At 58.5% G+C, this 22,568-nt stretch carries 13 protein-coding genes; 4 read left to right on the forward strand and 9 right to left on the reverse strand.

Annotation, left to right across the window (positions count from 1 at the left end; translation table 11 throughout):
• Positions 1-2 precede the first annotated feature (2 nt).
• Both B723_RS30755 and B723_RS30760 read right to left on the reverse strand, forming a co-directional pair.
• A complete protein-coding gene (locus tag B723_RS30755) occupies positions 3-1,511 on the reverse strand; it encodes a glucosyltransferase domain-containing protein (RefSeq protein ID WP_017340605.1) in 1,509 nt (502 codons plus the stop codon).
• A 1-nt stretch (position 1,512) separates the two neighbouring features.
• Positions 1,513-2,454, reverse strand: a complete 942-nt coding sequence (locus tag B723_RS30760; RefSeq protein ID WP_017340606.1) for a glycosyltransferase family 2 protein — start codon at positions 2,452-2,454, stop codon at positions 1,513-1,515.
• A gap of 261 nt (positions 2,455-2,715) precedes the next feature.
• Here B723_RS30760 and B723_RS30765 point away from each other — a divergent pair, with 261 nt between their 5' ends.
• Positions 2,716-3,846 (forward strand): OpgC family protein, encoded by a 1,131-nt coding sequence (locus B723_RS30765; protein ID WP_017340607.1) that lies wholly within the window; start codon positions 2,716-2,718, stop codon positions 3,844-3,846.
• 91 nt (positions 3,847-3,937) lie between these two features.
• On the opposite strand, the gene B723_RS30770 is transcribed toward B723_RS30765, so the two are convergent.
• A complete protein-coding gene (locus B723_RS30770) occupies positions 3,938-5,359 on the reverse strand; it encodes an amino acid permease (protein WP_017340608.1) in 1,422 nt (473 codons plus the stop codon).
• Between the two features lie 634 nt (positions 5,360-5,993).
• Between B723_RS30770 and B723_RS30775 the strand changes: the two genes are divergently transcribed.
• From B723_RS30775 to B723_RS30785, 3 genes are all read left to right on the forward strand, one after another.
• Positions 5,994-6,452: an REP-associated tyrosine transposase gene (locus B723_RS30775; RefSeq protein WP_017340609.1), complete on the forward strand. Its 459-nt coding sequence runs from the start codon at positions 5,994-5,996 to the stop codon at positions 6,450-6,452.
• Positions 6,453-6,724: 272 nt separating this feature from the next.
• On the forward strand, positions 6,725-9,841 hold the full coding sequence (locus tag B723_RS30780) for a transglycosylase domain-containing protein (protein WP_017340610.1): 3,117 nt from the start codon (positions 6,725-6,727) through the stop codon (positions 9,839-9,841).
• 154 nt (positions 9,842-9,995) lie between these two features.
• Positions 9,996-15,071, forward strand: coding sequence for an NEL-type E3 ubiquitin ligase domain-containing protein (locus tag B723_RS30785; protein ID WP_031319100.1), 5,076 nt, complete (start codon positions 9,996-9,998; stop codon positions 15,069-15,071).
• Between the two features lie 45 nt (positions 15,072-15,116).
• Here the strand turns inward: B723_RS30785 and B723_RS30790 are convergent, their stop codons facing one another.
• From B723_RS30790 to B723_RS30815, 6 genes are all read right to left on the reverse strand, one after another.
• Positions 15,117-16,364, reverse strand: a complete 1,248-nt coding sequence (locus B723_RS30790) for a hypothetical protein (protein ID WP_031319101.1) — start codon at positions 16,362-16,364, stop codon at positions 15,117-15,119.
• A 66-nt stretch (positions 16,365-16,430) separates the two neighbouring features.
• Positions 16,431-16,931 (reverse strand): CS1 type fimbrial major subunit, encoded by a 501-nt coding sequence (locus B723_RS30795; protein WP_031319102.1) that lies wholly within the window; start codon positions 16,929-16,931, stop codon positions 16,431-16,433.
• 5 nt (positions 16,932-16,936) lie between these two features.
• Positions 16,937-17,677 carry a p pilus assembly chaperone gene (locus tag B723_RS30800; RefSeq protein WP_017340614.1) on the reverse strand — a complete coding sequence of 247 codons (741 nt, stop codon included), beginning with the start codon at positions 17,675-17,677 and terminating at the stop codon, positions 16,937-16,939.
• A gap of 43 nt (positions 17,678-17,720) precedes the next feature.
• Positions 17,721-18,992 (reverse strand): hypothetical protein, encoded by a 1,272-nt coding sequence (locus B723_RS33530; RefSeq protein WP_193393038.1) that lies wholly within the window; start codon positions 18,990-18,992, stop codon positions 17,721-17,723.
• A 35-nt stretch (positions 18,993-19,027) separates the two neighbouring features.
• The gene (locus B723_RS30810; protein WP_017340616.1) at positions 19,028-21,550 is read right to left on the reverse strand and encodes a TcfC E-set like domain-containing protein; all 2,523 of its coding nucleotides are present in this window, start codon (positions 21,548-21,550) and stop codon (positions 19,028-19,030) included.
• A 103-nt stretch (positions 21,551-21,653) separates the two neighbouring features.
• On the reverse strand, positions 21,654-22,145 hold the full coding sequence (locus B723_RS30815) for a CS1 type fimbrial major subunit (RefSeq protein WP_017340617.1): 492 nt from the start codon (positions 22,143-22,145) through the stop codon (positions 21,654-21,656).
• Positions 22,146-22,568 lie beyond the last annotated feature (423 nt).

The following is a 22,568-nucleotide window of genomic DNA, read 5'->3' on the forward strand; positions in this document are numbered from 1 at the left end:
CTTCACCAGCGAAGCGTCTTGATCGGGGCAGGTTCTTTCATGACGATGAAACCGTAATCACCGATCAGATAAATCCGGTAGTACTGGCGCTCCAGCAACGGTGGATGGCCCTGATAACCCACGCGCGTCGCATTGCGGCGCTCCTTCTCCGCGACCACATTGGTAATGCCCACTTTTGGCAGGTTCTCGGCCAGCATGAAAAAGTCGATGTTCAGCAAATAGCGCAACACCGGCATCTGTTTGAACGAACCCGCAGCCCCCCGCAACCAGTGATCGGAGTACGTCACCGACATGTAAATCCGCTTGGCCTCGCGCAATTGTCGATGAGTCGCTATGTCGCGCTCCAGGCTGAACAGCGCACTGGTCGTGAAGGCTTTCTGCACCGTCAGCACCCGGCCGTACGCGAACGACAACGACAACATCGCCAGCAATGGCACCATCAGCAACAGCGGCAGCCGTTCGTGGATCTGCGCCAGCGCCAGGTGGCTCAAGTAGAACAACAGCACCAGCAGCACGGCGAAGCCCATCAAGGTCCGGGCGCCCTCGTTGAAGTCGCGAAAAAACAGCGCGACGCCCGACACCAACAGCGTCACGACCGGCAAGGTCAGCAAACACAACAGGCCGATCAGGCTTTTCTTCACTCCGCTGTCCTGACGCGCACGCACCTTCAGCCCCACCTGGACAGCACCGGCAATGGCGCAGAGCAACAGTGCGGCGAACACCCAGGCGAATCCGCCATGAAACAGGAGCACGACTTTTTCCAGCACTCTGCCGATGTTGACGTGCAGTTGCAGCAGCGGCGCGGCGGCCCAGTTCAACAACAACGCGCGATCCTGACTCATGAACGCCACGGCACTGCCGCAATACATCAGCCAGCCCATGGTCACCTGCGCCACTTTCCAGCCAACCAATTCGCACAGTTGCGGCCAGGCCAATCGGTTATTTGCGCCCCTGAGCAACTCCAGGCAACACAAGCCCAGAAACACATTCAGGCTGATCTGATACAGCCCCAGCGCCAGCGCAATCAGCAACGCTGGCACCAGCCATTGCCAACTGCGCGAGGGGTGACGAAAAGTGATCGCATAGATCATCGCCACCAGGCTCAAGGCCATGGCGGGACCGTCATATTGATAGGACAGGTTCTGCAGAAAAAACGGGTTGTACCAAAGTGGCAGCGGCACCAGGCAACAGGCAATCGTTGGCTGTGGAAAGTAATGAAACGTCAGCCGGGTCAATGCCGTGGCCATGCCCAGCGTGGCAATCAACAGTGGCAATGGAAAGATGTTTGGCGCGGCGTTGCCGAACGTCAGCAGGTTATAGAACAGCTGGGTAAACAAGCGTCCCTGTTCCGCCCACGCCATGCCGGCCGACAGCGAACGCCAGTTGTCATCGATGTACGGGTAGTCTGCGAGGATCAGAGGCACGACATACAGCAACGTCGCCAGCAGAAAAAACAGCCAGACCTGGCGTGGCCCCAGTTCTTTACCGAGAAAATCGCTGAACCGGCCCATGCTAGAGCCCGAGCCGGTCTTTGCCGCCGACGATGTCTCGCACCACATAGCGCGGTCGATGCTTGGCTTCGATGTAGATCCGCCCGACGTACTCGCCAAGGATGCCGATACCGATCAATTGCACACCGCCGAGAAACAGAATGGCGGTCATCAACGACGGGTAACCCGGGACGCTGTTGCCGAAGAAAACCTTGTCCAGGACCATGTACACCGCGTAAAGCACCGCGAAGATCGAAATGCCGCCGCCGATGTACGTCCATAAACGCAATGGCACGGTGCTGAACGAGGTCACGCCTTCGAGCGCCAGGTTCCAGAGTTTCCAGCCATTGAACTTGCTGGCACCGGCCACCCGCCCGGCTCGCTCGTATTCGACCACCGCCGTGGTGAATCCGGCCCACGACAGCACACCCTTCATGAACAACTGGTGCTCGGGCAGTGCGCGGATCACGTCGACCACCTTGCGATCCATCAACCGGAAATCGCCAACGTTTTCCTCTATCCGGGTGTACGAAATACGGTTCAGCACATGGTAGAACAGCGATGCCGTGAGGCGTTTCAGGTAACCATCGGTGGCACGATTGCGGCGCTTTGCGAGCACCACGTCCGCGCCCTTCTGCCACTCGTCTATCAGCAGGGGAATGACACTGATCGGGTCTTGCAGATCGACGTCCATCGGGATCACCGCGTCGCCGGTCGCATATTCCAGACCGGCGAACAGTGCTGGCTCCTTGCCGAAGTTGCGCGAAAAGTTGATCAGCAGCACCAGATCATCGACCCGCGCCAGCGCTTTGGCCTGCTCTGCCGTGCCATCGGAACTGCCGTCGTTGATGAACACGATCTCGACCTCGTTGCCGCCAAGCCTCAACTCGTGGCGCACCGCCTGATAGAACAGGCCGATCGCCTGCTCTTCGTTGAACACCGGAACGATCAGCGAAACCTTCACGTTTCACGCTCCTGAACAATGCCGTGTAACCGTTCGACAGAGTCCGTTCGCCGTCGTTCTTGTGCGCCGTCGCCCCGCCAGACCGGTGGGCGGATTCGTACATCCAGCTTAGGTCAAGGCGGGCATTTGAGACATTCAGTAATATCGGGATTTTGCAATTGCCCACGAATCGCGCCACCCTGCGCGCCGCCGATGTGCGGCGCGCAACCTTTTGCGGCGCTGGCCACTCCTTATTCAACACCCGTTCACGAGCCCGCTGTCATGACGTTTGAACGCGATCATCGAATCGACTTTTTTCGAGGCCTGGCGCTGATCTTCATCTTCTGGGATCACGTGCCCCACAACCCCCTCGGTCAAATCACCCCGCGTAACTTCGGTTTCAGCGATGCCGCCGAAATTTTCGTGTTTCTGGCCGGTTATGCGGCGGCCCTGGCCTACGGCAAAATCCTTCAGCGCGATGGTTACCTGATCGCCTGCGTGAAGATCCTGCGCCGCGCCTGGGTGCTCTACGTGGTGCATATTTTCCTGCTGGCGATGCTGATGGGCATCGTGTTCTTCGCCAACAGCCATGTGGAAACCCGGGATCTGGTGGAAGAAATGGGCATGCACCATTTCATCACCAACCCGCAGCAAGCCCTGGTGGATGAACTGCTGCTGCGCTTCAAACCCAACCTCATGGACCCGCTGCCGTTGTACATCGTGCTGCTGGCCGGTTTGCCGCTGGTGTTGCCGATGCTGGTGCGCAAGGCCTGGGCGGTGGTGGCGGTGTCGTTGACGGTGTACCTGCTGGCGCCGTGGTTCGGCTGGAACCTGGCCGCCATCAAGGACGGCGTGTGGTACTTCAACCCGGTCGTCTGGCAACTGTTGTTTGTACTCGGCGGTGCCGCTGCGACTCACGGGCAGCGGCCACGGTTACCCGAGACTCGTGCGCTGCGGCGTCAGCCATTGTTTATCAGTGCGTTGATGTACGTGGTCATCACCGGCGTGATTACCGTCTCGTGGCGATGGCCGGAAATTCATGACGCGGTCATGCCGGGCTGGCTGAGCAACCTGATATACCCGATCAGCAAGACCGACCTGTCGCCGGTACGGCTGCTGCACTTCCTGGCGCTGGCGTACGTCACTGCGAAATTGTTGCCGGATACCGGCTGGACCCAAAACTGGCTGGCGCAGCAAAGTTGTCGCATGGGGCGTTACTCGCTGGAAATTTTCTGCCTCGGCGTGTTGTTGGCGCCACTGGCCGATATGGTCAACGCCATGACCGACGATGCCTTTGCCATGCAGATATTCACTGCGCTGGTGGGGCTCGGGTTAATGGCTCTGCTGGGAGCATGGCTTGATTTCAACAAACGATTGACCGCACCGGCACAGGTCGCCGCCGCCCGATACTGACTGTGTAAATCCCCTCGCCACAGGAGATCTCATCAGCCAATAAAAAGCCCCGGTCAATTGACCGGGGCTTTTTCATTTCAAGCGTAACGATTTACGAAGCCGAAGGCACCGCACCTTGCGATACGTTGGTCGGTTGCAGCTTGAACACGTAGAACAACACTGTCAGCAACACCAGGAACGCCGGCCCCACATACAGCGCAACGCGGGTGTCCGGGAAGTAAGCCATCAGGCCGACCACCAACACCAGGAACGCCAGCGCCAGGTACGAGCTGACCGGGTACAGCCACATTTTGTATTTCAGGCCGGCCCGTTCGCTGGCGCTCAGGCCTTTACGGAATTTGAGCTGGGCCAGCAGGATCATCACCCAGGTCCAGATGGCGCCGAAGGTGGCAATCGCCGTCACCCAGACGAAAACCTTCTCAGGCACCAGGTAGTTGAGCAGTACGCCCAGCAGCAAGGCGAAAATCGACAGCAGCAGTGCACGACGCGGCACGCCGTTGTTCGAAGTCGTGGCGAAACCGGCCGGGGCCTGGCCGTTCTGCGCCAGGCTGTAGAGCATGCGCCCGGTGCTGAAAATGCCACCGTTGCAGGACGACAGCGCCGCGGTGATCACCACAAAGTTGATGATGCCGGCGGCGGTCTTGATGCCCAGACGCTCGAACGTCATCACGAACGGACTGCCCTGGGTGCCGATTTCATTCCACGGGTAGATCGACAGGATCACGAACAACGCGCCGACGTAGAACAGCAGGATCCGCCAGAACACCGAGCCGATGGCATTGGGAATGGTCTTCTGCGGGTTCTTCGCTTCACCGGCGGTCAGGCCGATCATCTCGACGCCGAGGTAGGCGAACATCACCATTTGCAGGGACATCAACACGCCTTGCACGCCGTTGGGCATGAAGCCGCCATGGGCCCAGAGGTTGGAAACCCCCAGCGCCACGCCGTCGTTACCGAAACCGAACGCGATCACACCGATGCCGCCAACCACCATCGCAATAATGGTGACGATCTTGATCAGGGCGAACCAGAACTCGAATTCACCGAAGGCTTTCACTGCGATCAGGTTGATCGAGCCCATGCTGACCAGCGCCGCCAGCGCCCAGATCCAGCGCGGCACCTCGGGGAACCAGACGCCCATGTACACCGCCACCGCGGTGATTTCCGCGACGCAGGTCACCAGCCACAGGAACCAGTAGTTCCATCCGGTCAGGAAGCCCGCCAGGGGACCGAGATAATCCTGAGCATAACGGCTGAACGAGCCGGCGACCGGGTTGTGCACCGCCATTTCGCCGAGGGCACGCATGATCACCAGGATCACCAGACCGCCGATGATGTAGGACAGCATGATAGCCGGGCCGGCCATTTCAATGGCCTTGGCCGAACCGAGAAACAGACCGACGCCGATACAGGCACCGAGCGCCATCAAGCGAATATGCCGTTCGCCGAGTTCGCGTTTAAGCGGGCCGCCTTGAGCGGTCTCGCCGTGGGGCAGGTGATTGCCGACTGGCATAGGGGTACAACCTCGTCTTGTTATTGGATATGACCACCGAGTGTCGAAGCACTGACCGATAAGCCAGTGCTTGCCTGAAACCGGCCCTGCTTCGTGGGCAGAACCGTCCTGTAGGACAAAACCTCCAGGATCAGCGGGGCATGCAGTATAAAAAGCTGACGGCAGAGATTTTCACTCTATAAATCACAAAATTCAGGCGTACATCTCGATAAAAATGCGATTTCAGGAGATGGATTGTCTGGATTTGTAGGATTTTTCGCCATTTGAAACACCGCCGAGTATTGCACGGTATTGGTGCAGCGTCATGCCCCTGCCTACGTAGTATTTACGTCAAGAAGGCTCTAGTTAGCGTGTTTCAGCTTCCACGATCTTCTGTGGCCATTTCGATCCTGTGGCGAGGGAGCTTGCTCCCGCTCGACTGCGCAGCAGACGCAATTCAGCACATAAGTTTTACCTGACAGAGCACGATTACATTGATCAGGTCTGCTTCGCAGCCCAGCGGGAGCAAGCTCCCTCGCCACAGGAATTGTGCTGCTAATTGGACTTTCGGAAAATTCACTCAAAGTTTGAGGCGTCGTGTAGGTCGAGGTGTGGCTAGCGTGAATGGAAATCACTATTTCCAGGAAGCAAAGGAATGCACCCACGACCCAACTCGCACTTGCTACGCCATGGACGCGTTTCAGAAAAAGGCCGGGCCTATCTCATAACGGCAGTTGTGCATAAGCGTTGCCAGATTTTCGCCAACTGGCGATTGGGTCGCTTGCTGGTTGCGGAACTCAGACGCGCCCACGAACAGGAATGGGTCAACTCGATAGCCTGGGTGGTCATGCCGGACCACTTCCATTGGCTGGTGCAACTTGAGCAGTGCACCTTGGCGCACCTCATGCAAGCGACCAAATCACGCAGCACACTTACAATCAACCAAGCGCTGCGCCGCGAAGGCGCATTCTGGCAAACCGGCTTTCACGACCGGGCAATCCGTGATGGCGAAGAGCTCCTGCCCTATGCTCGTTACATTGTTGCCAACCCATTGCGTGCGGGACTGGTCGGGAAAATCGGCGATTACCCCCTCTGGGATGCTTGTTGGCTCTAATCAACTGACTCCACACGTCCCTGTGGCGAGGGAGCTTGCTCCCGTCGGGCTGCGAAGCAGACCCGAACCCTGAACATGCGGGTTGTCTGAATGATTCGGTCTACAGGTTTTTCGACGGCTCCGCCCGAGCGCGAACCGGCGGGTGGGCCGGCGGGAGCAAGCTCCCTCGCCACAATACTGACATTTGGTTCTCCACAATTTTTTCACCATCGCCAACCACCGTCTAAGCTTCAAACAAGTCCGATCAATCTGCGTGAATGGATCAGTCGACTATGGGTGCTTTGTGGCAAACCGATTCGAGTAAAACTGTGGTTCCGACTGAACGTTTGGATGAAGCGCCTTTACCTGAAAAACCTCGCCGTAGTCGCACGAAACACGGCTGGGGCGCCTTCTGGTTGTTGCTGTTGATTATCGCGATTGTCGTGGGTCTGGCTGCCGCCAAGGAAATGCGCACCTCGAAGCTTCAATCCCGGGAAGCCAGCAAATTTGCAGCGACCCTCAAATATGATTTGCAACCCGGTCCCAGCGACGCCATTCGCTACCCCGGCACCGGGCCGTTCGATCTGCGATTGGGCTACAGCTCGCTGGGTGAATTCCTGCCGCGATTGCTCAAGCGTGATTACGTCATCTCGGCCCAGACCCGATTTTCCCAGGCGCTGATGGACTACAGCGACAACGGTCTTTTCGTGCCCTACCCGGAGAAGATCCAGGCCGGGTTGTTGATCACCGATTGCCGGGCGGCACCGTTGTATCAGTACAAATATCCGCAACAACTCTATTCGAGCTTTGATGCAATCCCACCCGTGGTCGTCAACAGTTTGCTGTTCATCGAAAACCGCTTTCTGCTCGACCCTCGTCAACCCCGGGCCAACCCCGCCGTGGATTGGCCACGGTTCGGCATGGCCGCGTGGTCGCAGGTTGCCAAGTTGCTGCACATGCCCGGCCAGTCAGCGGGCGGCAGTACCCTGGCGACGCAACTCGAAAAATACCGTCATTCACCGGATGGCTTGACGGTGTCGGGCGGGGAAAAAATCCGCCAGATGATTTCCGCCACCGTGCGCGCCTATCAGGCCGGCCCGGAAACCCTTGAGGCTCGCAAGAACATCGTGCGCGATTACCTTAATAGCGTGCCGCTGTCGGCCGTGCCGGGGCACGGCGAAGTCCATGGCATGGCCGAAGGTCTGCGTGTCTGGTACGGCGCCGACTTCAACAAGGCCAACGAGGCGCTGGCCAGTACTGCCACGGACCCGCAGAGCCTGGCCGCCAAAGGCCTGGCCTTGCGTGAGATGCTGTCGTTGATGATCGCCCAGCGCCGCCCTTCCCACTACCTGACCAAGGGCCGTGACGAACTGGCCGACCTCACCGACAGTCACATTCGTCTGTTGGCACAGAACAATGTCATCGATGCGCCGTTTGCGGCGGCCGCACTGGCCAGCAAAGTGACCTACCGCGACTGGCAGACCCAGCCGACCATTCAACCGATCGAAACCAACAAAGGCATCAGCGTGGCGCGCAGTCGACTGGGCGGCTTGCTCAATCGGCCGCTGTACGACCTTGATCGCCTCGATCTGTCGGCCACCACCACCCTGCAAGGTGACCTGCAAACCCAGGCCACCGAATACCTCAAGCATTTGGCCGACCCCGCCTTTGCCGCGCAAATCGGCCTGATGGGCGAACGCCTGCTCACGCCCACCAGCACCACGCAAGTGCGCTATAGCTTCACGCTGTTCGAACTGACCCCGGACGGCTCGCGGGTGCGGGTGCAGACCGACAGCACCGATCAGCCATTCGACATCAACGAGGGCAGCAAGCTGGAGTTAGGCTCCACCGCGAAAATGCGCGTGCTGACCACTTATCTGCAAATCATCGCCGAGCTGCACGACAAGTACGCCGAAATGACCGTACCGGAATTGAAGAAAGTCGACGTCCCGGATCAGGATCGCCTGAGCCGCTGGGCTGTCGATTACCTGATTGAGAACAAGGACCGAAACCTGCCGGCCATGCTCGGCGCCGCGCTGGACCGCAAATACTCCGCCAGCCCCGGCGAAGCTTTTTTCACCGGTGGCGGGCTGCACACCTTCGTCAACTTCCGCAAGGAAGACAACGGCCGCCTGCCGACCCTGCGCGATGCCCTGCGCGAATCGATCAACCTGCCGTTCATTCGGCTGATGCGCGATCTGGTGCGCTACACCACCTACTCCGGCCCGAACAACAGCGCTGCACTGCTCGGCGACGACCGCGATCCCCGGCGTCAGGAATACCTGGCCGAGTTCGCCGACCGCGAGGGCACTTCGTTCCTGCTCAAGTTCTGGAAAAAGTACAAGAACAAGGACACCCAGGCACGGCTCGAAACGTTCCTCGACAGCATGCGCCCGACGCCGATCCGTATAGCCGCCGTGCATCGTTATCTGCTGCCGCAGGCCAGCCAGGAAAGCTTCAACACCTTTGTGCGCGCGCACCTCACAGGCGTCAAGCTCACCGAAAAACTCACGGATGAACGCCTTCAACGGCTCTATGAAAATTACAGTCCCGGCCGCTACGACTTGCCGGATCAGGGCTTCATCGCCAAGGTTCACCCGTTGGACTTGTGGCTGATGGGCTATCTGCTGAACAACCCGGATGCCAAGTGGAGCCAGATCGTCAAGGCCAGTCAGTTCGAGCGTCAGGAAGTCTACAGCTGGCTGTTCAAGAGTCGTCACAAGGGCGCCCGCGACAGCCGTATCCGCACCATGCTGGAAATCGAGGCGTTTCTCGACATTCACGCGCGCTGGCAGAAAGTCGGCTATCCGTTCGATCACCTGGTGCCCTCGCTGGCCACCGCCATCGGCAGTTCCGGCGACCGTCCGGCGGCGCTGGCGGAGCTGATCGGCACCATTCTCAATGACGGCGTGCGCATGCCGACGTTGCGCATCGACAGCCTGCATTTCGCCGCGAATACGCCCTATGAAACCAAGCTGATCAACGATCCGGATGTGGGCAAACGGGTGATGCCCTCCGAAGTCGCCACGGCCATGCGCGAGGCCTTGTCACAAGTGGTCGATGCCGGTACGGCGAAACGCGTTTCCGGCAGCTTCATCACACCCGATGGCAAACCGTTGGGAATGGGTGGCAAAACCGGAACCGGGGACAACCGCATCGAAGCCATTGGCTCCGGTGGGCGAATCCTGAGTTCGAAGTCGATCAACCGTACCGCCACCTTTGTGTTCTTTATCGGTGAAAGCCACTTCGGCACGATGACCGCGTTTGTGCCCGGGCGCACGGCCGAAGCCTTCAAGTTCACCTCGGCGCTACCTGTGCAGGTGCTCAAGGGCATGGCACCGATTCTCACGCCGTATCTGCAACCCGGCACGCATACCCAATGCCTGCCGGTGGAGGTGGCGCGACGCTGATAAACAATGGCGGTAATTAATTATTTTCGGCATTGATAATTCCAATGTCTTTTCACAGAGGAACGCGGATCAAGCAGCGGTAATTCAAACTTTTACTTTGAGCCTCGGGCGTTAGGCTGGTCACTCCACTTAATGCTCAAGGTTTATGAAAAGCATGACTGACTTACACGGACGTATATCAGCGCTACCGACCCCCGGGGACGACGACAACAAAGGCCGCCACTACGCGTTCATCAAGCGCCGTATCCACCCCGCTTTCAAGGGTGCTTCGCTGCGACGGATTCGGGAGCTGAGCCTCTCTCGAGCGACTTCGGGGCATTGGGTACAGACCACCAGGGATTTCGATCACACGCCGTTACAGGAAGCCAACCTTGAACTCTGGTCCGCTCAAGACACAGTCGACCAGGTCATGGAGAAGGTGCAAGGCGTTTACGAGTTCGCCGAACCGTTGCTGACCGACGCGTTACTGAAACAGTTCGGTGTCGACGTCGATGTAAAGACAACCTGCTTGTACCTTTATCTACCCAAACAGCTTCCCTGGTATGCCAGCAACATCAACGGCGTGGTGACCCGAACCGTTTCCTTGCTGGACGCGGCACTGCATAACTTCTCGAGCAAGGAAACCTGCGAGGTCGACTCGAATTACATCAGCCAGCCTGATGCGCTCGGGCACTTCGACATCCTGCCGATCAAACGCAAAATGCCCATTGCCCGGTTCCAGAGCCTCTGTCGCGAACTGGATATCGGGGCGCGTTACACGAAGTACCTCGAAGAACAGTTGCTGCCCAGTGACGGCCTCGCGCAGGTTGTTTTGAAACGCAAGATCGTCGAGAGCGAAAAAGCCGCGTTCAAAGCGGCCGCTGAACTGGCCGTTCTGACAGGCGAGATCGATGCCGAGGCCCGCGACCTGGTCCTGAAGATGCTCGATGGCCAGCGCAACCTGACCCGCAAAGGCCGGGTGATGCACTTCGCCGAATTGTCCATTCTCGACAGCCTGCTGACCGGAATCGTGTTGATCGCACCGAGGCCGGAACAACGCATCCGTGACGTGACACCGGTGATTGTTTACGTCCCGCAGGACCCTGAGCACCCGTTGAAAGAGTACCCCTCGACCGTCGCGTTCATGAATGAACTGACGCGTCAGTTGCGCGACAACGACATCGCATCGTCCACCGGCATGACCTACCAGCAATACTTCAGCCGGTTCGTCGATCAATCAGATCGAGGGCATTTTTTCGGTGGGCTGCAACAACGTCTGTTCGAGGTGAAATGGCATCAGAAAGAGCCGCTGGACCAGGGGCCGAGTTGGCGGGAAGTGCCGGTTGACAACCCTAATCTGCATGTCAAAGCCGCACCGATTCCCGGCGAACTCTGGGAGTACCTCTTCCAGCAAAAACTCAACAAAGTCCTTAATGACGCCCGGCACATTGCGGTGTCCACCGCCGATGCCGATTCCAATGCCCGATGGGCCTGGTGGGATAACTTCAAGAAAATAGTCTCGGACATCTTCAACATCGCCCTGATGGTCGTCACGCCGTTCGTTCCCGGGCTGGGTGAAATGATGATGGCCTACTCCGTGTATCAGATGACCAGCGACGTCGTCGAAGGCATTGTCGACATGACCTTCGGGATGTGGACCGAAGCCGGCGAACATATTGCCGGTGTGGTCTCGGACGTTCTTTCGCTGGTGGCGTTTGCCGCCGGCGCGAAGATCGGAAACCTTGTACGCCTGAAACTGTCACCGCTGATCGAAGGCATGAAACCGGTCACCCTGCCCAACGGCGAACCCCGGCTGTGGCATCCCGACCTCAAGCCTTATGAGCGGGCCGATATGAAGTTGCCGGCTGACGCCAGCCCTGACGCGCTGGGACTGCATGCCCACGAAGGCCAGGACATTCTGCCACTGGATAACAAGCACTACGCCGTGCAAAAGGACCCGCAAACCGGCAACTACCGTGTCAAACACCCACATCGCGACAATGCCTATTTACCCGAGATAAGACACAACGGCCGCGGTGCCTGGACTCATGAAGCCGAGAACCCGCGAGCATGGGATCGACCGACATTGATGCGTCGCCTCGGCCACTCGGTGGATGGCTTCAACGACCTGCAACTGGACAACGCTCGCATCGCCAGCGGCACTGACGACGCTGCGCTGCGCCGGATGTACGTCGACAACACCGCCCCGCCACCGCTACTGGACGACAGCCTCACACGCCTGAACATCCAGCAACAGACCCGACATGCCATTGAACGGATTCGCACCGGCCAGCCCCTGGATCCTGCCTCCTGGTGGTTTGAACCCCTGGCGACTTACCTGGACGGCTGGCCGGCGGATAAAGCCCTGAAGGTTTACGAAGACGTCGACATGAGCGGCCGGTACCGCCAGTACGGCAATGCCGAGGCGAGCGAGGCGCAGACGCTGTCCACCAGCCAGTCGCAGCTCATGAGCGAGCAGTTTGCGCCCAGACTTGTCGAGTTCCTCAGCGAGGAAGAGCTGCAAGCGGTGCTCGGCCGGTCAACCGTCAAAAGCGAACGGGTGCAAGCATTGCGTGATCGTCTGGCGGACGAAGCCAGTCGACTGAACGCTGACATCGTCAATCAGCTTTACCAAGGTGCCCAACCGTCCGACGATCCGCAGATCCGGCTCGTTCGCCAGGCATTTCCCGAGCTGCCAACCCGTGCGGCACAGACGCTGCTGAACAGTGCCGACGCTGCCGACCTCATGCGCCTGAGCGAGGAGCAACGTCTGCCGTTGGGCCTGAAAAGCCGAGCGCGTGAAGCGGCCTTCGAAGCCCGGACCAACCATGCGTACGAAGGCTTTCATGACGGCGCGCAGTGGGTAGCGGAAACCGAACGCCTGGTGCTGAACGCATTGAGGATTCATACCGACACGTTCGCGCAATTGCGCATCGAGGTTCGCGAAGGCAACGATGCCGGCCCCTTGCGCAGCAGCGTGGGTGCACACGATTCGGCGACGGTCCGGGTGCTGGTCAAGGATGATGTGAACCAGTTCGAGGTCTGGGACGCCGCCAACCACAAACTGCACGAAGCCACGGATTTTTACGAAGCGGTCCTCAACGCGTTGCCGAAAGACAAACAGGCGCAGTTGGGTTATCGGCCGGGCCAGGGTGCCTTTCTCAAGCAATGGGTGATGGCCAAGACCGAGACACCGGCGCAGCGCCGCACTGCCCTCGCCGCACCGCCGATCCGCCCGACGGCGGACCACGAAGCCATGATGCTGTTGCGCGGCCCCGGTTTCTCCACGACAGCCGCCACACTCACCGAACGGGTGCAGGATATATACCCCCACTTCAACGAACGCGAGGTCAATACCTTCGTCCGCTCCCTGGGATCGCAGGAACAGGGGCATCAGACACTGACCCGACTGGACCGCGAACTGGATGACCTGCGGGTGCTGTTCAATCGCTGGCGCTACCAGCAGCCGGACAGTTGGGGCCCGGATCAACGCGGATTCATGAACAGCGGCGGGTTGCACATCGTTGAACGGTTCATCGATTGTTTCAAACGCAAGTCCACGGTCTTTGGTGAGCGCAGTCTCACAGCCGACGGCGGTTATGCGCTGGACCTGTCCACGGAGTTCGAGGTGCTCGACCTCGAACGCTGGTGGAAGGATCTGCCGGAGATCAAACACTACCTCGATCAGATCAGCACCTTGAATCTGGACCGCACGACCTTTTCTGAAACCGCCTCCGGCCTGTTGAACGACTTCCCTCATCTGCGGCAACTGAGCGCCCGCAGTTGCGGGTTGACGCGACTGCCCGAAACCATTGGCAAGATGCACCACCTGCAAACCTTGCGGCTGATGAACAACGACATCACGTTGACCCCGTCCGCCGTCGAGCAACTGCGCAACCTGACACGCCTGGAAACCCTCAGGCTCGATGACAACAGGCAACTGGGCAGGCTCCCGGACGTCGGGCGCATGCCCAAACTGAGAATCCTGAGCTTGAGCAACACCGGGGCCACCACCTGGCCCGATGGCCTGTTCGGCCCCTTCAACAAGCGTCGACCCCGTGGCTTTTTTCTGGATTTGCAGGAGAACCCGATCAGCGTCATTCCGACGGTTGTACCCGGCTCCGAGGATGCCTTCCTCCTGGCGCGGACCCGCTTGTACGAAAAGCAACTCTCGGACAAAAACCTGGTCATTTTCAAAGCGTATCGACGGTCAGTCGGCATCGCACCCAAACAGGTCTACGCCGACGCTGCACGAGACACGATGAACCTGTGGCCGATGAAAGACGACTCGGTCTGGTGGAGTGCCGAGGTCTCAGGGCTGGGGACTTTTCGGGAGGAAGCCTGGCACGATCTGATGACCGAGCCTGGCTCTGAAGATTTCTTTGCCTTGATCCAGAAGCAGACCCGCTCGGCCGATTACCGGGCCGGCGGCGAATTGCGCCAACAGCTCAGCAGCCGGGTATGGCGCATGATCGAAGCCATCGATCTGGACACCGGGTTGCGCAAGGATCTGTTCGAAATGGCCAGGGCGCCCACCACCTGCGCCGATGCCGGGGCCCAGGTGTTCAACCACATGGGCATCAAGGTGCTCGCCTCCGAAGCCTATGCCCTGTCGACGTCCAACGCCGTCCTTGAAAGCAAACTGGTGAACCTGGCAAAGGGCGCCGCTCGCCTTGCGCGCGTGGATGACATTGCCCGTGCCGATTTCGGCAGCCGGCCCGGCAATCCCGATGAAGTGGAGGTGTACCTCGCCTACGAAACCGGCCTGGCCCAGCGCCTCGGTTTACCCTGGCAATCGGAGTCGATGCTGTATCGCCGTGTAGCCGGCGTGAGCGCCGAAACCCTCGACACGGCCTTCGAGACGGTGATGTCGATGGAAGCGGGCGATGGCTTGGTCAACGACATGCTGGAACAGCCGTTCTGGCAGAAATACCTGCGTGACACCTACCCGAACGAGTTCCGGCGCAACACCCGGCTGTACGAAGCCAGGAGCGACTTGCTGGAAGAGTTGCGCGAAGTCCAACACGCCTGGGCCAACGCCAAAGGCCAGCAGATTGCGCAACGACGCGCACTCAAACAACGCCTGCTGGACCTCGCTCGCCGACTGGATATTGATGAGAGCGTGGTACTGACTGATCAAGACATGACCGATGAGGTCTACGGCGGATTGCTTCACGACATGGGCTACGAAGAAAAAGAGCTGAGCAGAAAGCTGACCCGTGCAGCGCTGCAAAAAGACGCACGGCAGTAATCGGCAAAACCCTGATGCATCGAGTGATGCATCAGGGTTCAACCCTTAACCCACTTCCGAATCCCAGACGACCGTGACAAGGCCGGAATAGGATCGGGCGGTACCGGGCTTGATCATTTCCTCGACCTCGTCCCGGGCAATCTCGAAGTGCAATGTTCCCGGCCTGCGATCGACATAAAAGTGTGGCAGGAACAGCTCGGTTCCAATGCCGTCGCGCCGCAACGGTCGGCGGTTGACCGGTTGCGCGGTGGCATCCACCAGGCCATTGGGCAGGGTCACGCTGACGTCGAGCGGTACGAAATGACCGGAAACCGGGTCGCGCACCGAACAGCGGTTACCGTCCATGGTGTACTGGCAGTCGAGGTTCATCTTGAAGCGACTCGACGAAGACACATTGAACGTCTGATCCCGGAACAGCCGTGTCGGCTTGCGCCCCTGCGTCAGCCACGCTTGCCAGCCGCCCTGCGGAACCAGTTCAACGCGATTGCCACCGGGTGGAATTTCCACCTTGAGCGTGTGCTGCACTTCCAGAGTGAAATTCAGCTTCAGTGTCGAATCGCTTGGCAGCATGACGTCACCCATGTCGAAATCACCATTCGGTCCAACGCTGTAGGTCAGGCTTCCCGAATAACGGCCCGAAGACATACCCAACGGGTTGGGTGTGAACAGTTCATAGGCGAAATCCAGATAGTTGTAACGCAACCAGGGCACGTTGAACCTGGCCTGCTTATCGCAGCTGGCCTCTGCTGGTGTTTTCCAGAAAAAGGCATAGCGATTCGGCCCGTAAAACGCTACGCCACTATAAAGACAGGGAGCGGGCGCATACACCCAATCAGCGCCCCACAGTTGAGCGTGGGCTAGTTGATAGTCGCTCCCTCCACCGACAAGACTGATAACGTCCTCCGTCACATACTGGGAGCCCAGACCTGCAATTCGAACCTTGACCGTCTCGGGTTCACCCGTCGCTTCATGCACTACGGACAACTCGCGCCACTGTGCAGGGACTTTGAACGTGGCACCCTGGCGCGGCGACGGGTGATTCGCCTGGATCGCCGCATTGGAGTTGAACTGAATCGGCACGCGCAGGCTGAACATGTCGTTGTCACGGCACTCGCCAGGGTAACTCGCGCAATAACCACTGGAAGGTGTGTCATTCCTGAATTTATTCTGCTGAGGGTTTGCAGAATCCGGTCTGAACGATGCCAGGATCGAGACTTCTTCCGACCAGGCTGAAGAACAGGTGAGCAACGATAAAATCCCGATCCCGACACAGCAAAGTACCTGCCGCCCCATGCCATGTGAATGATTCATGTTTTTTCCTCTGAAACGAGTCAGGTCAACAGCCAATCCTGCATGGCATCACGCACCCGGCAGCACTGCGTTGAAAATCAAATTGACGCTGCCGAAATAGCTGCCCGGTTTATAAATCCCATCCACAGGCGGCATCGGCACGATCTCCAGCAACACACGTTTACCCGGCGCGGCATCGCTCATCGACACCACCTCGCTACTGTTCAGTTCATTCAGCACATGGCCGTTGAACAGCACGCGCAAACCAATGTCATGGGCATCCGTCCCGTTGGACAGATAGGGCCTGCCCTCAAGGCGGGCTTCGATGGAACCGGACTCATTCTTGACATCGAAATACTTGCGCAAGCTGCCCAACGTCGAGGTCGCCAGATTCCATGGCAATTTCTGTTCGCGATGAATCCAGCCAGGGTCAGCGGGGATGACGTAGAACGCCTGGCTCGGGATCGTCACGAACACGTCGAATTGATGCACCTCGCGAGCGGCAAACGCCGAACTGCTTGCCCACAGAACCAGCGCTGGCATCAGCAATACCATCAGTTTTCTGAACATGATCATCAGCCTTTCACGTCGATTTTCTTGCTGCTCTCGCCTTCAACCAGGGTGAAGCGATACTCGCGACCGGCCTGTTTCTCGAACTCGAAACTGCGGCCCGCCAGAATGTGATGCTTGGTAGTCGGCTGGCAGTCCTGTTCTTTCTTGACCGCGCAGTCCTTGAATTCGTCGATCACCACCACGGTGTTGCCGTTGTTGCGGATACGGTAACGGCTCGCGTCGTTCTCGATCACGCTGGCGTAACGCGTATCCTTGGGACGGACGAAAAACACCGCGCCATACCCGGCCAGCACCGTGACGCCGGCGGAGAGGGTTTTCTTGTATTCCTCGCGTTCTTCACCCGAGACCGCGAATTCGTCTTCCTTCTCGGGCACCACCGGCACGAAACGCACGCGGAAGTATCGCTCGCGATCACGCTCGCCCATGTACAGCAGTCGCGTGCCCTGCATGCCACCGGCGGGCACGATCAGCCGCGCCGGGCTGGCCATCAAGCCGTCCCGGGCGCTGCCGTCGGCACTGGATTCGAGCGGCACTTCCTGCGACTTGCCGTCGGCGTCATAAAGGATTTCCAGGATGTTGACCTTGACGAACGCGGTGCTGTCGCCGCCGTTGAACACGCGTTTCAAGAACGTACTTTTGTCGCCATCCAGATAGTCGTAAACCGTGCCGATATTGATGCTCGGCCCAGCGTGTGCGATTTGTGCAACCAGTAAAAAACCAAACAGTGCCAACAGGGATTTCATTGTTCTGAACCTCGTCAAATGAACTACAGCAAAGTGCGACCCGCTAAACTTCCGAATCCCAGACAACCGTCACAGTCCCGGAATACTGTCGCTGATGACCCGGTTGCAGCATCTGCTCCACTTCGCGGGAAGGAATCTCGAAGTGCAGCGTTCCGGGTCTGCGCTCCACGTAAAACGCCGGCTGGAACAGTTCGGTACCGCTGCCATCCATCAGCAAGGGCCGCCGTTCGACGGCTCTGCCGCTTGCATCGCTCAAGCCACGGGGCAGGCTGACGCTGACGTTCAGCGGCACGAAATTGCCGGATACCGGCTCGCGCAACGAGCAAGTCCTGCTGTCTTGGGTGTGCTCACATTCGAGTTTCATCTTGAAGCGCGAACTGGCCGAGATGTTGAAGGTCTGGTCACGGAACAGCCGCGTGGGTCTGCGGCCCTGTTGCAGCCAGGCCTGCCAGCCGCCTTGTGGCACCAGTTCGACGCGATTGCCACCCGGCGGGACTTCGACTTTGAGGGTGTGCTCGACGGTGAGGGTGAAGTCGAGCTGGATGATGTTGTCCGAGGGCACAACGATGTCACCCAGATCGAAGTCGCCGCCCGGGCCGATCGTGTACACCTGGGTCCCGGTGTACACCCCGGTGGACATTTTCAGCGGGTCAGGGGTGCGCAGCTCGTAGGTGAAATCCAGATAGCTGAAATTGAAACCGGGAATAAGAAACTTCGCCTGTTTCGCACACACCGTTTCCTGAGGCGTCAGCCAGAAGAACTGATAACCGGTAAATCCGTATTGATTATTTGGGCCAATCGCCACGCATGGACTGGGCGCCGTTTGCCAACTGGTGCCACCCCACAGCACGCTGTGAGCCATATTGGTGTTTGTTTCGCCGGTAAGCTGTCTTACATCATTACTGAGGTTGTGAACACCGCCCAGCCCGGCTATACGGATTTCCACCTCGGCGAGCTCGCCGGTGTCACGATTAAGGACCGTCAACGAACGCCACGCGGCGGGCGTCTTGATCATCGCGCCCTGTCGCACATCCTGGTGATTGGGCAGGATGGGACCACCGAACGGAACATTCCCCACGTGGGAGCGCAGGCTGAAAATATTGTGAGTCTTGCAGATGGCGGGATAGTTGCGACAGAAGCCCTGATTAGGCGTGGTATTCCTGAACTCATTCTTCTGCGGATTGCTCGGGTCAGGGTTGAAGGTGGCTGTAATCGGCATAACCCTGGCCTCGATCTGCGGAGCCGAAACGATCAGGCAGGCGCCAAGGAGCAAGGCGCTGGTGCTCGTACGCCCGAGGGCAGTCAATGATTTCAGCACATTAAAAACTCCAGAAAATTGAGCAGCGTCCATCAACCCGCCCTCTGCACGGTATCGGCGACGTCCGCCAGGGTGTCCGGCGTGCAACGCAGGTCGCCGATCATCAGCACGTTGTTTTCCGCGCGACCATTGCTCGGGTCGAGGCGGAACTGGCACAGCAACTGGTTGCCGTGGCGCACTTCCAGGGTCGGGGAACCAGCGTTCATTTCCATGGAGAAGAAGCCGTCCACTTCACTCACCCCACGGCTGGCGTGGTTGATGATGTGGTGGCCCTTGAGCGGCTTGCCCTGAGGGTCGATCAGACGACCGAGCACGGTGAGAGTTTTCATCACGCGAATCTGGCGATAGTCCACGCCGCCCTTGTTCAGGTGGTAGCTGGAGCGCGCCGGCTGGATGGTTGCAGCCGGAACGTGATTGCCCTCGAAATCGAAACTGACCGAGCTGCTTTTGTAAGCCGTGATCGGTACGAAATTGCGCCCCGGCTTGAGTATCGCGCTGCCGCCGCTCAAGTCGTCGGCACGCAGGGCGATGTCATCGATGTCCGATTCGACATCGATGATCATGCCCGCACCGTTGCGGTGGTACTGGCTGGTCATGACCATTTTTTGCCCGCCGACGGCGACGGTGCTGTCGAGGTTCAGGCCACCGGTGAAGTCGTTGTTGTAAGAGGAACGCTGGATAAATCCGTCGGCGTTGGCCAGGTCCGATTGCATCGTCGCCATCGCGTTCATGCCGATGCCATAGGTGTCGGTGATGGCCGTGGCGGAAACGCTTTGCAGCAGGTGATCCTGCAAGTCTTTGCGGTAGGTGACCGAAGCATTGTTATCGCGCCCGCCGTCGCGATCGGTACGAGTGCCGATGCTGCCGGAGATCTGTTCGCCCGGACCGCCCAGGGCAATGTTGAGGCTCAGGTCGACGCCGCGATTACGGTCATTCCCCGAGCTGAAGCTGCCCGGTCTGTCGAACAGCGACAAGCGCCAGTTGGCGTCGCTGCCGAACAATCGGCCGCGCTGGCTCCAGCCCAGATCCACGCCAACGCCTTCGGTGTTGCCCTCGCTGTGGGACACCCGGGCATTGACCGAACTTTTACTGGTGAGCCGATGGTTCACCGACAGCGAAGAGTTACTGGTCTGGCCGATAAATACGTTGCGTTGCCGCACTCGCGTGCCGTCCGGCAGCGTGTCGTAGAGCCGGGTGGTGTCGAGCCAGCTGCGATTGTGGCTGGCGACGATACTGCCGCTGCCGTAGGAATACAGACCCTGCACGTCGAGGCCGGTGCCGTAGTCCTCGGTCTTGTAGACGTTGGCATAGACACTCGCGTTGTTGACGATCGCCCAGTCGACCGACGTGCCGTATTGCAGGGTGTCTTTCACCTGTCGGCCCGACAGGCCGAGGATCACCCGCGGGTGCAGCAGGAAGTTGAATGCGGCGCCGGCCGTCATCTCGCCGTCAGCCTGATCATCCCAGTTGCTGAGCATTTTCGATTCACGCCCGGCGAACAGGTTGTAGCGCCAGCGCTCGTCATGATTGCGCCAGTTGTTGGGTTTATAGACCAGTTCCTGCGTGCTGGAGGTGATCTGGCCATCTTCGATCAGACGCACTTCCACTTCATAAATGCCACCGGGCAGTGGCCGCGTATCGAGGGTCTGCAAACCGGCCGGTATCGCCTGAGTATTGATCAGCAAACCGTCGCGATAGATTTCCACCGAACCCTGCCGATTGGCCGTGACGTAGATCGGGTAGACCGCCGGTTTCGGGTTGTTGATGGCCAGGCTGTCGGAGCTGCCGTACATGACGCCCAGCGCGGTGTCGGGGCTGGCGCCAAAGGAGCGCGGCTGACGGGTCAGGCCTTCCGAGTTGGGCGTGAATAAACCCAGGCGCAGAAAATTGCCTTCCAGTTCGCGCTGGGTGTAGAGCTCGTGCACGGCGTGATAAAGCTGATTGTCCACACCGCCCAGTCGCGACAGTTGCAGGTTCACCGCTTGAGTCCAGTTACCGAGACTGCTGCTGGCTTCCAGACCGTAACGACCACCGAGGTCCTGGTTCTGGCCACCGTTGAGGTTCAGCTGATTGCGCACGATCAACCCGGTGCTGCCGCCTTCGGGCTGGTTGTAGTAACGCTGGACCTGATCGTCGCGTTCGGCGTTTTCCGTGAGAATCGACACCAGCGAGTTTTCCAGGCTGTAGTACACGGCCAATAGCTGCTCGGGGCATTTCGCCTTGCAGTCGCCCAGCGCCACGCCTTGTTTCAGGTAATTGGTCCAGGTCTCGCGTTCACTGGCTTTGATCGTGCTGTCGCTGACATCGGTGAAGTCAACGAGGGTGATGCGGTCGTCGCGGGTTAACACGACCATCGCCTCACCGAGAAATTGTTGGTCACGTTCCACGCGCACCGCCAGCGGCACATCAAAGAAGTGTTCTTCAAACTCGCTTGGCAGCCCCTTGGCCTGCGCCAACAAACTTCTCGGTGTATTGCCGTTTTCCATGGGTGCGGCCAAGGCCGATGCGCAAAAAAAAAGGGCAAGCGCCGTCGCGATGGGAGTCATCGGGAACATGAACAAAATACTCAATGGATAAATTCGTTAAAGCCGATCGACAGACAAAAACTTGCCTGCCGACCGGTCAGGCTACCAAGCAGGACGAGCCTTGGTTCAAGACTTAAATGCGGGGGACAGCATCGAAAATCACAGTAGGACTAACGGTGTACAGGCCGTTCTGGTCGGCAGCCGGTTTGGCGGCGGATATACGCAGTTCCGCGCGCATGCCGCCATTGGATTCGGCGTCACCTACCACCTCCTGAGTGGTACCGGTCAATACTTTTCCATTGAAGGTGTAAGTCAGGGGAATGTTTTTCGCCGTATTACCGTTGAACAAGGGTTGCGGGCCGCCTTCGACGTAAGCGTTCACCGAACCTTCGGTGTGTTTGATATCGTACATGCCAACCACGTCTGTCAGGGTTCCGTCAAGGACGCGGTATTGCATTCTCTCGTCTTTACCAAAGTCCGGGTTTACAGGCTGGGCATAAAAGATCGAGCTCGGGATTTCCGCGGTAATGTTGATCGAGGAGCGCGATTCTTCCGCAGCGAACGCCATCGAAGAACTCAGGGCCAGGAGGGTCATCGGAACGGCGATTGCAAACTTCTTGAACATTGTTGAGTACCTGTCTTTTTCAAAGTGATTGATCCGTGGAAAGCGTGAGCGATGCAAATAGCGGACTTAGATAGTGGCAATTTGGCTCAACTTTCAACGCAGAGAATGATCGACCAATTTTCGTAGAAAGTAAGTACGAAACTTCCGAAGAACATGTAGTCACAACAGCCCATAGCAAGAAAGAAAAAACCTGAAATTCAATAATTAATCCGTTAACCCGACAGAAACATACTACAAACAGTTTTAATAAAAAAAGCATACAGACAAATAGAAACAAATGTTCTGTGAGAAAAATACTACTCAGGCGTAACTATTAAAAATTCCCGCTGTTAGTTGCGCACAATTAGATCAACCACTCTAAAACAGCAAGCCACAAAACGGCGTTTTCCCACCCCTGTACTGAAGTCCGCCCTACGTCCTTCG

This window comes from Pseudomonas fluorescens NCIMB 11764, assembly GCF_000293885.2.
Taxonomy (GTDB): Bacteria; Pseudomonadota; Gammaproteobacteria; order Pseudomonadales; family Pseudomonadaceae; genus Aquipseudomonas; species Aquipseudomonas fluorescens_B.